This window comes from Roseivirga spongicola, assembly GCF_034376045.1.
GTDB classification, from domain to species: domain Bacteria; phylum Bacteroidota; class Bacteroidia; order Cytophagales; family Cyclobacteriaceae; genus Roseivirga; species Roseivirga spongicola.
Genome location: NZ_CP139724.1, coordinates 612,299 through 625,203, shown reverse-complemented (window position 1 = coordinate 625,203; position 12,905 = coordinate 612,299). Strand labels below are relative to the sequence as shown.

12 protein-coding genes are annotated in these 12,905 nt (G+C 40.2%); 4 read left to right on the top strand and 8 right to left on the bottom strand.

The features are described from left to right. Positions 1 to 2: 2 nt before the first annotated feature. Positions 3 to 578, bottom strand: coding sequence for a 2'-5' RNA ligase family protein (locus T7867_RS02815; RefSeq protein ID WP_068215549.1), 576 nt, complete (start codon positions 576 to 578; stop codon positions 3 to 5). Positions 579 to 665: 87 nt separating this feature from the next. On the opposite strand from T7867_RS02815, the gene dinB reads away from it, so the two are divergent. Further along, positions 666 to 1,877: a DNA polymerase IV gene (dinB, locus tag T7867_RS02810; protein WP_068215546.1), complete on the top strand. Its 1,212-nt coding sequence runs from the start codon at positions 666 to 668 to the stop codon at positions 1,875 to 1,877. Positions 1,878 to 1,879: 2 nt separating this feature from the next. Here the strand turns inward: dinB and T7867_RS02805 are convergent, their stop codons facing one another. After that, positions 1,880 to 2,185, bottom strand: coding sequence for a hypothetical protein (locus T7867_RS02805; protein WP_157717466.1), 306 nt, complete (start codon positions 2,183 to 2,185; stop codon positions 1,880 to 1,882). Positions 2,186 to 2,589: 404 nt separating this feature from the next. Then, the gene (locus T7867_RS02800; protein WP_068215540.1) at positions 2,590 to 3,144 is read right to left on the bottom strand and encodes a thioredoxin family protein; all 555 of its coding nucleotides are present in this window, start codon (positions 3,142 to 3,144) and stop codon (positions 2,590 to 2,592) included. A 286-nt stretch (positions 3,145 to 3,430) separates the two neighbouring features. On the opposite strand from T7867_RS02800, the gene T7867_RS02795 reads away from it, so the two are divergent. Continuing rightward, the gene (locus T7867_RS02795) at positions 3,431 to 3,736 is read left to right on the top strand and encodes a helix-turn-helix domain-containing protein (protein ID WP_068215539.1); all 306 of its coding nucleotides are present in this window, start codon (positions 3,431 to 3,433) and stop codon (positions 3,734 to 3,736) included. 2 nt (positions 3,737 to 3,738) lie between these two features. Continuing rightward, positions 3,739 to 5,016: a type II toxin-antitoxin system HipA family toxin gene (locus T7867_RS02790; RefSeq protein ID WP_068215538.1), complete on the top strand. Its 1,278-nt coding sequence runs from the start codon at positions 3,739 to 3,741 to the stop codon at positions 5,014 to 5,016. A gap of 51 nt (positions 5,017 to 5,067) precedes the next feature. Here the strand turns inward: T7867_RS02790 and T7867_RS02785 are convergent, their stop codons facing one another. The 4 genes from T7867_RS02785 to T7867_RS02770 form a co-directional block, all read right to left on the bottom strand. Further along, positions 5,068 to 5,286, bottom strand: coding sequence for a redoxin domain-containing protein (locus T7867_RS02785; protein WP_084375525.1), 219 nt, complete (start codon positions 5,284 to 5,286; stop codon positions 5,068 to 5,070). A gap of 93 nt (positions 5,287 to 5,379) precedes the next feature. Beyond that, entirely contained in the window at positions 5,380 to 6,171 is a 792-nt protein-coding gene (locus T7867_RS02780; RefSeq protein WP_068215537.1) for a phospholipase D-like domain-containing protein, read from the bottom strand. 97 nt (positions 6,172 to 6,268) lie between these two features. Continuing rightward, a complete protein-coding gene (mgtE, locus tag T7867_RS02775; RefSeq protein WP_068215536.1) occupies positions 6,269 to 7,624 on the bottom strand; it encodes a magnesium transporter in 1,356 nt (451 codons plus the stop codon). 80 nt (positions 7,625 to 7,704) lie between these two features. Beyond that, positions 7,705 to 8,652: a succinylglutamate desuccinylase/aspartoacylase family protein gene (locus tag T7867_RS02770; RefSeq protein WP_317038742.1), complete on the bottom strand. Its 948-nt coding sequence runs from the start codon at positions 8,650 to 8,652 to the stop codon at positions 7,705 to 7,707. A gap of 377 nt (positions 8,653 to 9,029) precedes the next feature. On the opposite strand from T7867_RS02770, the gene T7867_RS02765 reads away from it, so the two are divergent. Then, positions 9,030 to 10,172 (top strand): cytochrome-c peroxidase, encoded by a 1,143-nt coding sequence (locus tag T7867_RS02765; protein ID WP_068218380.1) that lies wholly within the window; start codon positions 9,030 to 9,032, stop codon positions 10,170 to 10,172. Between the two features lie 130 nt (positions 10,173 to 10,302). Here T7867_RS02765 and T7867_RS02760 read toward each other — a convergent pair whose 3' ends face one another. Further along, positions 10,303 to 12,870: an ATP-dependent Clp protease ATP-binding subunit gene (locus tag T7867_RS02760; RefSeq protein ID WP_068215532.1), complete on the bottom strand. Its 2,568-nt coding sequence runs from the start codon at positions 12,868 to 12,870 to the stop codon at positions 10,303 to 10,305. Positions 12,871 to 12,905: the final 35 nt, after the last annotated feature.

Below are 12,905 nucleotides of genomic sequence, written 5' to 3'. Positions count from 1 at the left end.
AATCAATAAACTACAGCCCAATCTTCATTCTTAAGAGGTAAGTATAAGCTCTCATAATGGGAGTCACCTATTTGACTGTACAGAATGGCAATGTCGTTTACTCTAAATTTTTTAGAATAGACCTGTCTTTCAAATTCATAATATGCTTCCGAAAACTGCCTATGGCTAAGAGTTCTTCCTATAGTCATATGAGGAGAAAAGCGATAGCGACCTAGATATGAAATCGGTTTAATCATCTTAAGCTGTGTTGTGATGAGCCGTTGAAGGTTTGCTAAGTGAGAACTCTCTTCTATAGAGACAAAGAATGTGTTGCTCTCGAAAAAGAAATCATAATTGTTAAGGTGTAAGTCGAACGTGTAATAAGTAGAGAGTTCTTCTTTTAAGCGGTTTATAAATTTCTTGAGTTCTTTACCATCTAAAAACTCACGATTTAAAGTGATGTGAGCTGTTGATCCATAGCCCCCATACTCTCCATGCTTAAGCTTAAAACTTCTTTTAATAGCCTTAATGTCTTGACAAATCTGATTTTCAGGATTAATGACAATCAGGCAATAGTATATGGATGAATTCGAAATCAAAGCGCGTAAATTTTTATCTAAATTACTAATAAAAATAGTAAACTAAAATAATTAGATTTGGGTTCTAATTCTGTAACAACCTAAGCAGTGGAGAATACGATTTTACATCTGGATCTCGACACATTCTTTGTGTCGGTTGAGCGGTTATATGATAACCGTTTGGTAGGGAAGCCTATACTTATTGGTGGAAGTTCCGACAGGGGAGTTGTGGCTTCATGTAGCTATGAAGCACGAGCTTATGGTGTGCATTCTGCAATGCCCATGAAGCGAGCTAAGGAGCTGTGCCCCGATGCTATACAAATTAGAGGGAATTCGGGTGCTTACACTAAGCATTCTGAAGCCGTTACAGAAATTATTAAAGAAACTGTGCCTCTTTATGAAAAGACCTCCATTGATGAGTTTTATGCAGACCTTACGGGTTTAGATAAATTTTTCAGTAGCTATCAGATGGCTAAAGAGCTTAGGGTGCGAATAAAAAAGGAAACGGGTCTTCCTATATCTTTTGGTCTTTCTAGGAATAAAACGGTTTCGAAGGTGGCGACTGGAGAAGCAAAGCCCGATAATGAAATTAGGGTAGACAATGGCTTGGAAAAGCCCTTTTTAGCTCCCCTTTCTATTAGTAAAATTCCTATGGTGGGGCAAAAGACCCAACTGACTCTTTACAGTCTTGGTGTTAAAAAGATACAAACCATTCAGGAGATGCCTGTTGAGCTGATGGAAAAGGTGTTAGGTAAAAATGGTGTGAGCATCTGGAGAAAGGCTAATGGACTAGATAATTCTCCTGTTATACCATACAGCGAGCGTAAATCTATTTCTACAGAAAGAACTTTTGATAAAGATACTATTGATGTTCATAAACTGAAGGGTATTCTGTTGGCTATGGCAGAAAACTTAGCTTTTCAGTTGAGGAGGGGGCTTAAACTTACGGCTTGCGTAACGGTGAAGGTTCGTTATTCCGATTTCAATACTTACACCTTGCAATCGCGCATTCCTTACACTTCTGCAGACCATGTACTGATTCCTAAAACATTGGAACTCTTCAATAAGCTTTATAATAAGCGATTGTTGGTGCGCTTAATTGGGGTGCGCTTTAGTCATTTGGTGGAAGGAGGTTTGCAGATTAACCTTTTCGAAGACAATGAAGAGATTATCAACCTTTACCATGCCATGGATAAAATCCGTGACAAACATGGTGACCGGAGTGTGCTTAGGGCCTATGGTATGGAGGCAAAAACCATCAGCCGATTTAACCCTTTTAATGGAGAGCCGCCACCGTTGTTGGCGAATAGAAGGCGGTAAGATTAATCTACCTCAATGTAATCTTTAAAAACCTCTTGAACGTATTGAATATTAAGGGTAGTATTTTGGGTGTTTAGCAAAAAGTAGCCGCTAATATTTTCATCTGTATAGTGCTCCCAGTCAATAGGGTTATAGTGTCTTGCTGCGTAGAGGAGGTAGACCAGAAACCGCTTGGTTCTGTACCTAGGCTCCCCAATCCTAGGCTCTCCTAGAAAACCAAATGATGCTCGAGGGGATAGATTCAGTATGTGACCAGCAATTGATATGCATGTGTCAAGCACTCTTTTGGCATCAAAATCATTAGCCATTAGTCTAAATCTATTCTTGGAGTGTCTGTGGTTCTTTAAAAAGAATTTGACAATGAACATTTCACTGTCAAATTCATCTGCGTAAACAATATAGGTTCTATTGTATTTAGTTTTGAAACTAAACTGATGCCGGACGAACTGTTTTTCCTTCCGTTTTCCTGTGTGTGTAAATTCGTAAGGGTAAAGCAAGTATTAGAATGTATAAGGATAAGCCGAACTTCTATTGGCCTCTACTTCTCTTTGTGTGAGTTTTTTTAGAGTAAAAGTCTTAGAGTTCTTTGAAGCCTTGCTTGATGGGCTGTTTGTTCTACTAGATTTTTTACTCGTTACTGTTTTCATGGTAAACTGCTGTGCTATTTATAGTTACGCAAAGATAGTGTAATTGTTTGAATAAGGGGATGTTACTACTTCCACTTAATATTGCAGCCCAAGCTTGGGATTTGCGGAGCGGAAACTTCTTTGCCTTCCAATATTTCATCTAAAGCGGCTCGCAGGTCTTTGCCTGTAACTGGCTTGTCATTGCCAGGACGTGAATCATCTAACTGACCACGGTAAGCACATTTTAAATCTTTGTCGAATACGTAGAAATCTGGAGTACAGGCAGCATCATAAGCTTTGGCTACTTCTTGGGTTTCATCGTAAAGGTAAGGGAAGGTATAACCCACTTTTTCCGCTTCTTCCTTCATTAACTCAGGAGAGTCTTGCGGATAGTTCTCCACATCGTTTGAGCTGATGGCAATAACAGAAACTCCCTTGGCTTGATAATCTTTAGTTAGCGATACAATGGCCTCATCTACATGCTTTACAAAAGGGCAGTGATTGCAGATAAACATAATCACCGTTGCTTTGTCAGACTTCAGTTCATCCAGACTCACCGTTTTGCCAGAAACAGTATCAAGAAGAGTGAAATCAGGTGCCAGAGTGCCCAGCGGTAGCATATTAGAAGGAGTACGTGCCATGGGTTAGTTAATTTGGTAGTTGGTTGATTAGTTAATCAGTTAATGATGTGTATGGTTCAAGCGTTTTTAAAAAAAGTGGCTCAGGCAATGGGTTGTACCCATACTGTCAAGGTTCTTCTGAAGAATCGGATATTATTTTAAATATTAGGCAAAATTAATGAAGATGCAGTTGCTTACAACAATTGTATCGGATGGATAAACGCTCTAATCATGAGTACTAGTTTTTAATGATGTATTGAGTATTCATAAAATAGTATATTTGTATACTCATGTAATCATTATTGTTATGAAGACTCCAGTGTTAACACCTAAACTTGAAAGACTATTAGAGGGTGTTGGTGAACAGATAAAACTTGCCAGGCTTAGAAGAAAGCTAAGTAGTGAACAGGTAGCAGAGCGTGCCGGAATTAATAGAGGAACACTTGCTAAAATTGAGAATGGGTATCCTGGGACTTTAATTGGTAATCTTTTGAATGTACTCAAAGCTTTGGGATTAGAAAGTGACATTCTACACTTAGCAAGTGATGATGAATTGGGTAGAAAAATTCAAGATGCTAATCTTAATGTAAAAAACAGAGCCCCAAAACGATAAAAATGCCAGCTTCCACATACCATAGAGAAATTTTGGTTTATGCCGATTGGGAACCCTTGGGAGAGCCTCAATTCATGGGGGTATTGAGCTCTGATCGGGTACGGGGCAATGAAGTATTTTCATTTAGTTATCATCAAAACTGGCTGAGCAACCCGTATGCTCAGGTGATTGATCCTGACCTACAGCTTTTTGCAGGCCGGCAATACCTAGCAGAAGGTACTAAACCCAACTTTGGGGTATTTACAGATTCGTCACCGGATCGTTGGGGGCGCGTATTAATGCGCAGGAAGGAGGCGGCTATCGCCAGACAGGAGAAAAGGCCTTTCCAAACGCTCTTTGAAACGGATTATTTACTAGGGGTGTATGATGAGCATAGGATGGGAGCTTTGCGATTTAAGCTGTTAGATGATGGCCCTTTTTTAAGCGATGATAGAAATCTGGCATCTCCTCCATGGACTTCCATTCGACAATTAGAAGAGATCAGCTTAAAACTGGAAGAGGATGATGCGGTTGATGACCCTGATTATCTTAATTGGTTAAATATGCTGATAGCACCTGGTTCTTCCTTGGGGGGTGCCAGACCTAAGGCTAGTGTAGTCGATCCAAATGGACATTTGTGGATAGCTAAATTCCCCAGTAAATATGATGATGAGAATACGGGTGCATGGGAATGGGTAACCTATCAATTAGCAATTGAATCAGGGATCAACATGGCAGAAGCTCAGGCCAGAACATTTTCATCGCAGCATCATACATTCTTGGCCAAGAGGTTCGACAGAACAGGTCAGGGACAGAGACTGCACTTTGCTTCCGCCATGACTATGTTGGGGTATGCAGACGGGGCATCTCACCAAGAAGGGGTTAGCTACCTTGAATTGGTAGATTTTATTACTGCTTCAGGGGCAAAGGTTAAAGAAGATCTGGCGGAATTATGGAGAAGGATTGTTTTTAGTATTTGTGTTTCCAATACTGACGATCATCTGAGAAATCATGGTTTTATGTTGACAAATTCTGGCTGGATTTTATCTCCGGCCTATGATATCAACCCAGTAGAAACGGGCACCGGACTAAAATTGAACATCACTGAATACGATAATGCCCTAGATCTGGATTTGGCTATGGAAGTGATCCCTTATTTTAGGCTGAAGGAGAATGAGGCCAAGAAAATTATTGATCAAATCAAAGGGGCAGTAAGTAATTGGCGACTAAGGGCTGAAGAAATTGGCATATCGAGAAATGAAATTGAATTAAAGGCTAACGCCTTTAGGTTAGTGAACTAATAAAAATCATTGAGCAATATTTACTAAAGTTTCTGTTCCTTATTTTACTTCCTAAGAAACTCCCTTGGCTTGATAATCTTTAGCTAGTGATACAATGACCTCATCTACATGCTTTACAAAAGGGCAGTGATTGCAGATAAACATAATCACCGTTGCTTTGTCTGACTTCAGTTCGTCTAGACTCACCGTTTTACCGGAAACAGCATCAGGAAGTTTGAAATCGGGTGCCTGAGTGCCCAGCGGTAGCATATTTGAAGGAGTACGTGCCATGGGTTAGTTAATTGGGTAATTGGTTGATTAATTAATGGTCTGTTATACCAAATAGTTCGGATTTATATTCAAACATCAGATAAGACTGGTTCCCTAATTACTCTTATCCAAGTCCAAATCTTCGGGGTAGACAATATATTTTGAGGTTTCATTTTCCTTTTTCCAGACCCTCATTGATAGACCTGCTGACTTACCTTTCGAAGTGATTACTTTATCATCAACTAAGCCTAGTGATTTAATCTTTTGGTCAAAATCAGACTTAGAGATCCCAAGCTTCTTGGAAAGCTTTGTTGCAGATAGCTTGCCAGTAGGTAGGTTGTCTTCAATAATTACCCCATTCTCTTTTTTAAACTCTGGTTTCGAGATTCTAAACAAATGTGGCAACTCTTTGAATGGGTCGACTCCAATTTTAGTTTTACCTAAGAGCTTTCTTGAAATTAAATCTGCAGTATCCGTTGCTATTTCACCTAAACTCTCAATAGGGTTTCCAATGATTCCCTTATTATTATAGCCAATCTTAACTCCAAATTCAATATTATGAAGTATAGAATGAGAGTATAGATTCATGCTAGTTATAAGTATATCGAAATCATTTACATAAACTTTCGCATGAAGATTTTCATTGGATCTAATTTCAATATTGGGTAGTTCACAAAATAATTTCTGACTTTTTAGAGCGAAGTCTTTTTCCTGTACTGACCTACACAAAACCTTAACTTTCCAGTTACTTGAGTCTATTCGCTTTCTTAGGGCGTATTCAAATCTCTGATTAAGGTTTATATATGGTGTAAATAACCACAATTCCTTTTTTGACTCAATAATTAGTTTCTCTAGTTCATTCACTAGTTCATTTTGTGTGAAAAAGAAAACATCATCCCTTGCCATTCTAATACTTTTAGGTTTAAAATAACTCAAGCATAAATTAGCACTTTTGTCAGGTGAATCCTTTTACGTGCTCACTACTAATGTCAATTTAATTCCCTCACACCAAATAGTTCATCGCTGCACCGGCAAATGTTAGGGCTAGGAAGAAGCCTAGCATATCGGTAATAGTGGTTAGAATTGGACCTGAGGCTAAGGCAGGGTCGGTATTCATCTTCTTTAAGAAGAGAGGAATTGTACCCCCAATACTAACTGCGACAACGGTGTTAATTGCTAAAGCTCCTCCAACTACCAGGCCGAGATAAGCATTGCCCATGTAAATGTAAGCCGCTATACCAATCAAAATACCGAGCACGGTTCCGTTAATTAGTCCCACTTTAACTTCTTGCCAGAGTACACGAGCTAGTTCATAAGGCTTTACCAAGCCCAGCGAAAGCTCTCGCAAACTCACTGCTACGGCCTGATTTCCTGAGCAGCCACTCATGTCTGAGATTACTGGAAGGAAAACAGCTAATGCAATTACTTCTTCCAAAGTATCTTGATAAAAGGCGATAACACTGGCAGCTATAATATTGAGTAAGATGTTTACCGAAAGCCACGAAAGTCTCCTTTTCGACCTCAGCAAAACAGGCATAGAACGCAGCTCTTCACCACCAACAATACCTTGGGTTTCTAGTAATTCTAAGTTCGATCTTTCAGATTCGGCCTCTCTTAGATCTTTCCTAAGTACTATTCCTAAAAGCTGATCTTCACCATCTACAATGGGCACGCCAAAAAAGTCGTACTTATCGAAGAAGCTAATGAGGTCTTCCAAGCTTGCTTCAGGAGGCATAGAAAAGGCATTTCTAATCACAATGCTAGAAAGCTTGGTATTAGGGCGAGAGAGCAGTAAATCTCTCATTTGAAGCACACCTGCAAACCTGTTGTTATTAGTTACATAGATGTATTGCACATGATAGTCTTCATATTCTTCGGCTTTTTCTTGCAGGTGCTTAACGGTTTGTCCAACCGTCATGTCAGACTCAAAGGCCAGATACTCAGTGACCATTAACCCACCAGCAGACTCAGGATCATACTGAATCAGTCGCCTTACGTTTTCCGCTTCTGCCGGAAGCATTTCATCCAGGATGGCCTCCGCATCTGTAGAATCTAGCTCGGCAAGAATATCTACTTGGTCGTCACTATAAAGCTCATTTAGGATGGAAGCTGCTGTTTCAACTTCTGCGTTTTCAATGGCTTCAACTGCCTGGTTCTGTGGGATTCTCTCAAGGAGAGTGGCGGCATCTTCAGGGCTCAAAAGGTTGATTAAGGAGGCCTGGTCATCTTTTGAAAACCTATTGTAGGCATACACCAAGTCTTCAGTTTTTAGACGCTCTATTAAGTCGTGTAAGGCTGCTTCATTCTTGTCTTTAATGAGACCTAACAAATCTTCTAAAAGTGTCGCTTCCTTTTCCATCCTTCGTATTATTTTTTTCGCTTCCTGCTTTTTGTCTCGATTCTATGAGTCAAAAAAGCACATCCCTTTCAACCTAATGATTATTTGTTAACTCCTATGTGCATAATAGCATCGCCCTGATGCACAATTGGATTGTTGTTGAGCCCGATGACATAGCCGTTTGCGGGACTCTTAACTTTATGCTTGAACGAACCAAATGGCTCCGCTACGTAGCCGATGATTTGATTCTTTTCTATTAGCTCTCCCGATTTTACTTGAGATAAAAAGATACCTGAGTATTTAGCCCTTACCCAAGAGGAATGATATATAACTTGTGTTTTGTGCAGAGGTTCAGGAGCTCTTTCGCGCATGCCTAAATGTTTCATTACTCGCATAGCACCATTAACTCCTACCTGAATGGCATGTTCATCGAATCGGGTAGATTCACCTCCTTCGTATACCAAAATGTGCTTACCCATTCTAGCGGCTGTTTGCCTTAACGATTTTGATCTAAATGGTGAATTCAGAATAAATGGAGGCTCAAATGCTTCTGCAATCGCTCTGTTCTTAGGGTCCTTCATTACACACCTAATCTGCGGATAGTTAGTCCTTTCAGCACCACCTGTATGAAAATCTATACCCACATCTATTTTAGGAATGATGTTATTAGTGAGGTAATGGGCAACTCTGGCGGCCAAAGAGCCATTCTTGTTTCCAGGAAATGAGCGGTTTACGTCTTTTCCATCGGGCACGTATCGGCTAAAGTTGATGAAGCCAAACATGTTGATGATGGGGATGCAGATTACTGTTCCGATTTTAGGCTTGTGCTGATCTTTTTCAATGATTCGCCTTACAATTTCTACTCCATTTATCTCATCTCCATGAAGCCCACCGCTGAGCAATAAAGTTGGGCCATCTTCTACGGCTCGGGCTACAGTAATTTTCAAATTGATATCTGAATGGGAAGGTAAACGTGCAATATTCACATTGATTACTGCTTCTTCGCCAGGCATAACTGGCTTCCCGCTTATGATAAATGGTGCTCTCAATATTTATGGTAATAGTTCGGGATAAATCTACGCACAAAGCGCGAATGCGCTTAGTCCAATTTAACATTTCCTGCCTTTAGCTACTCGCAAACCATTGCATAGAGCGATTGAACTAGCAAGGAAAGGGGGAGTAGGTCAGATGTTTAATAGCTGTTTTTATCTGCTTGAAAATTTATTTGAAGATGGGGGTGGGGTTATTCCAAGTGAGCCGGATTTAAAGACAAACCCAGCGGTCTTAATGGCTTAATTTCTGTTGATTATGAGGAAAAACCGACCAAAGAAGGAGCGTTTATGCTAATTCTTAGTTACTCAGTTAACAATAATAAATGCGGTAAGATCTGTGGGTTTTAGTCAAAGTAGAACTAAAACTTATGTGGATGAGAAAGAAATGGATAATAATGCTTTTGGCCAGCGCATCAATGTTTGCTTGTCAGCAAGAAGGTGAAGATCTTGATCTAGATAGTGATTTTTCAGAGGTGATCAGCTTACCAGATGAGCCCTACAACTACTCCAATATAGACTTGCCAGCTCATTTTGTAACTAATGAGGTTAGAGCGATTGATAATACTCCTGTCGATAATCTGGTAACAGACGCTGGTGCTACCTTAGGGAGAGTGCTTTTTTATGATAAGGCTTTGAGTGCAAATAATACTGTAAGCTGTGCGTCTTGTCATGTTCAGTCTAGCGGATTTTCGGATAATAGAACCTTAAGTCTAGGCTTTGAAGGTGGAGAAACAGGAAGAAACAGCATGGGCTTAGCCAATGCGAGGTTCTATGATAACGGCCATTTTTTCTGGGACGAAAGAGCTGGTAGTTTGGAAGAACAAGTTTTGATGCCTATTCAAGATGAAGTAGAAATGGGACTGACTTTAGATGAACTGGTTTCGAAAATTCAAGATCAGACATTTTATGAGCCTCTTTTCCTGGAGGCTTTTGGAAGCGAATCGGTAACCACCGGCCGAGTTGCCAATGCGCTCGCTCAATTTGTTCGCTCCATGGTGTCATATCAATCTCAGTTTGACGAAGGTTTGGTCGCTGTAAATGGCAATGAAGAGATTGACTTTCCAAACTTTACGGAATTAGAAAACCTGGGCAAAGACCTTTTCTTTAGTGGGAGAACACAGTGTTCTGCTTGCCATGAAACAGTTACGTTTAGCGGAGATGAAGCACGTAACAACGGCCTAGATGCAATGAATATTGATTTAGGCTTGGGCGCTGTTACTGGCATTGTGCGCGACAATGGAAAGTTTAAAGTTAACTCTCTCAGGAACATTGCACTCACTGCTCCTTATATGCATGATGGAAGGTTTGAAACTTTAGAGGAGGTCCTCGGGTTTTATGACCGTGGAATTCAAGACAATCCCAACCTAGACCAAAGATTAAGGGTCAATAATGGTAATGTAAGGCGAATGAATTTGAACCCTCAAGAAAGAGCTGCTCTTGTAGCGTTTCTTAGAACACTTACTGATGTAGAATTTATCACTGATGTGAAGTTTTCAGATCCATTTAATGAAGAATGAATTTATAGTTAAATACTATATATTTTGGTTGAAGAATGAGGGCTCATAAGGAGTCCTCATCGTTTTTTGAGCATAAAAAAAGCCACGTCCGAAGTACGAACATGGCTCTGTATATCTGTGAAATAGGCTGCTATTCTGCAGAACCTTCTTCCTCTTCTTTCTTCTTAGAAGACTTTCTCTTTTTCTTGATCTTGATAGTCAGCTCTGTGGCATCTTTCGTGTGATCTGCCAAAAGTGTATCGCCTTCATTGATATCTCCTTTCAGAATCTCTTCAGCAATTTGGTCTTCCAAATATTTCTGAATGGCCCTGTTCAAAGGCCTTGCACCATACTGCGGGTCGAAACCTTTGTCTGCCAAGAAGTCTTTTGCAGCTTCAGTCAACTTAATTTCGTAACCCATTGCTTCAATTCTGCTCAATAGCTTCTTCAAAGAGATATCGATAATCTTATGAATATCTTCTCTAGAAAGTGAATTGAAGATGATTACATCATCAAGTCTGTTAAGGAACTCAGGGCTGAAGGTTTTCTTCAAGGCCTTCTGAATGGTGTCCTTAATCATAGCATCCTCATTGTCACGCTTCAGCTGTGTTGAGAACCCGATTCCTGTTCCGAAATCTTTCAGATCTCTTACACCAATATTTGAAGTCATGATAATGATGGTGTTTCTGAAGTCTACTCTTCTTCCAAGGCCATCGGTCAAAATACCATCATCCAAAACTTGGAGAAGTATGTTGAATACATCTGGGTGAGCTTTTTCAATCTCATCAAGAAGCACTACAGAGTAAGGCTTGCGTCTTACTTTTTCAGTAAGCTGACCGCCCTCTTCGTAACCAACATAGCCTGGAGGCGCTCCAACCAATCTCGATACCGAGAATTTCTCCATGTACTCACTCATATCAATTCTCACTAAAGAATCTTCTTTGTCGAATAGATAAGTAGCAAGCACTTTGGCTAATTCAGTTTTACCAACACCAGTCGGTCCAAGGAACACAAATGTTCCAATTGGCTTAGCTGGGTCTTTCAAACCAACTCTAGTTCGTTGAATGGCTTTGGTAAGTTTCTTAATCGCCTCTTCTTGGCCAATCACTTTACCGCTCAATTGCTCAGACATGCCTACCAACTTGGCTTGCTCTTTCTGAGCAACGCGTTTAGTAGGAATACCCGTCATCATAGCAATTACCTCAGCAACATTGTCTTCATCGACAACATATCGCTTCGATTTGCTTTCTTCTTCCCAACGAGCTTTCGCTTTGTCTAGCTGATCGATTAGCTTCTTCTCTTTATCTCTAAGTTGTGCAGCCTCTTCATACTTCTGACTCTTCACAACTCTGTTCTTTTCTTTCTTAATGTCCTCGATAGACTCTTCGAGCTTCACAATTTCTTCAGGAACGTGAATGTTGTTGATGTGAACTCTGGCTCCAGCCTCATCCAGAACATCAATAGCCTTATCTGGTAAGAATCTATCAGATATATATCTGTCAGATAAAGAAACACACGCTTTGATGGCCTCCTCAGTGTAATTTACATGGTGGTGGTCCTCATAACGCTCCTTAATGTTATCGAGAATCTGAATAGTTTCCTCAGGAGTGGTAGGGTCTACCATTACCTGCTGAAACCTTCTGGCCAAAGCACCATCTTTCTCAATGTACTGACGATACTCATCTAGGGTAGTAGCACCAATACATTGAATTTCGCCCCTAGCTAATGCTGGTTTGAACATATTAGAGGCGTCTAAAGAGCCTGATGCTCCGCCTGCTCCAACAATGGTGTGTAGCTCATCAATAAAGAGAATCACTTCTGGAGATTTTTCTAGCTCGTTCATTACGGCCTTCATTCTCTCTTCAAACTGACCTCTGTATTTTGTTCCTGCTACAAGCGAAGCTAAATCAAGAGTTACTACTCTCTTATTGAAGAGAACTCTAGATACCTTCTTCTGAATGATTCTCAGGGCAAGACCTTCAGCAATGGCTGACTTACCTACACCTGGTTCACCGATTAGAATAGGGTTGTTTTTCTTTCTTCTCGAAAGAATTTGGCCCACTCTCTCAATTTCTTTTTCACGACCTACAATTGGGTCGAGTTTATCTTCTTCTGCATACTTGGTAAGGTCTCTACCAAAGTTATCTAGTACAGGAGTTCTAGATTTCTCTGAACCTTTACCAGAAGATCTTTCAGAAGAACCTCCTCCAGAACCACCGCTGCTGAACATTCTTGAAGAATCATCATCAGGGTCTTCTGTATCTGAAGAAGCTATTGGGTTGTCAGTCTGATATTCCAACATTTCTTTCACTACTTCATAATTCACATCGAATTTCTCAAGAATCTGAGTGGCAATATTGTCTTCATCTCTTAAGATTGAAAGCAATAGGTGCTCAGTTCCGATTAATTGACTTTTGAAAATTTTAGCTTCTAGGTAAGTGATTTTCAAGACCTTTTCAGATTGTCTTGTCAGTGGAATGTTGGCCAAGTTTTTAACATTATGATTGGCCGTTCCTTTTGTAGCACGCTCAACTGCTTCTCTCAACTCCTCTAAAGAAGTTCCGAGTTTCTTGAGTATGCTCACTGCTACTCCTTCACCCTCACGTATCATCCCCAAAAGCAAGTGCTCTGTTCCTATATAGTCGTGGCCTAAGCGCAAGGCTTCTTCCCGACTCAAGGAGATCACTTCCTTTACTCTATTAGAAAATTTTGCTTCCATTTAACGCCTTTCTATTGGTCTAATGTTTGGCTATT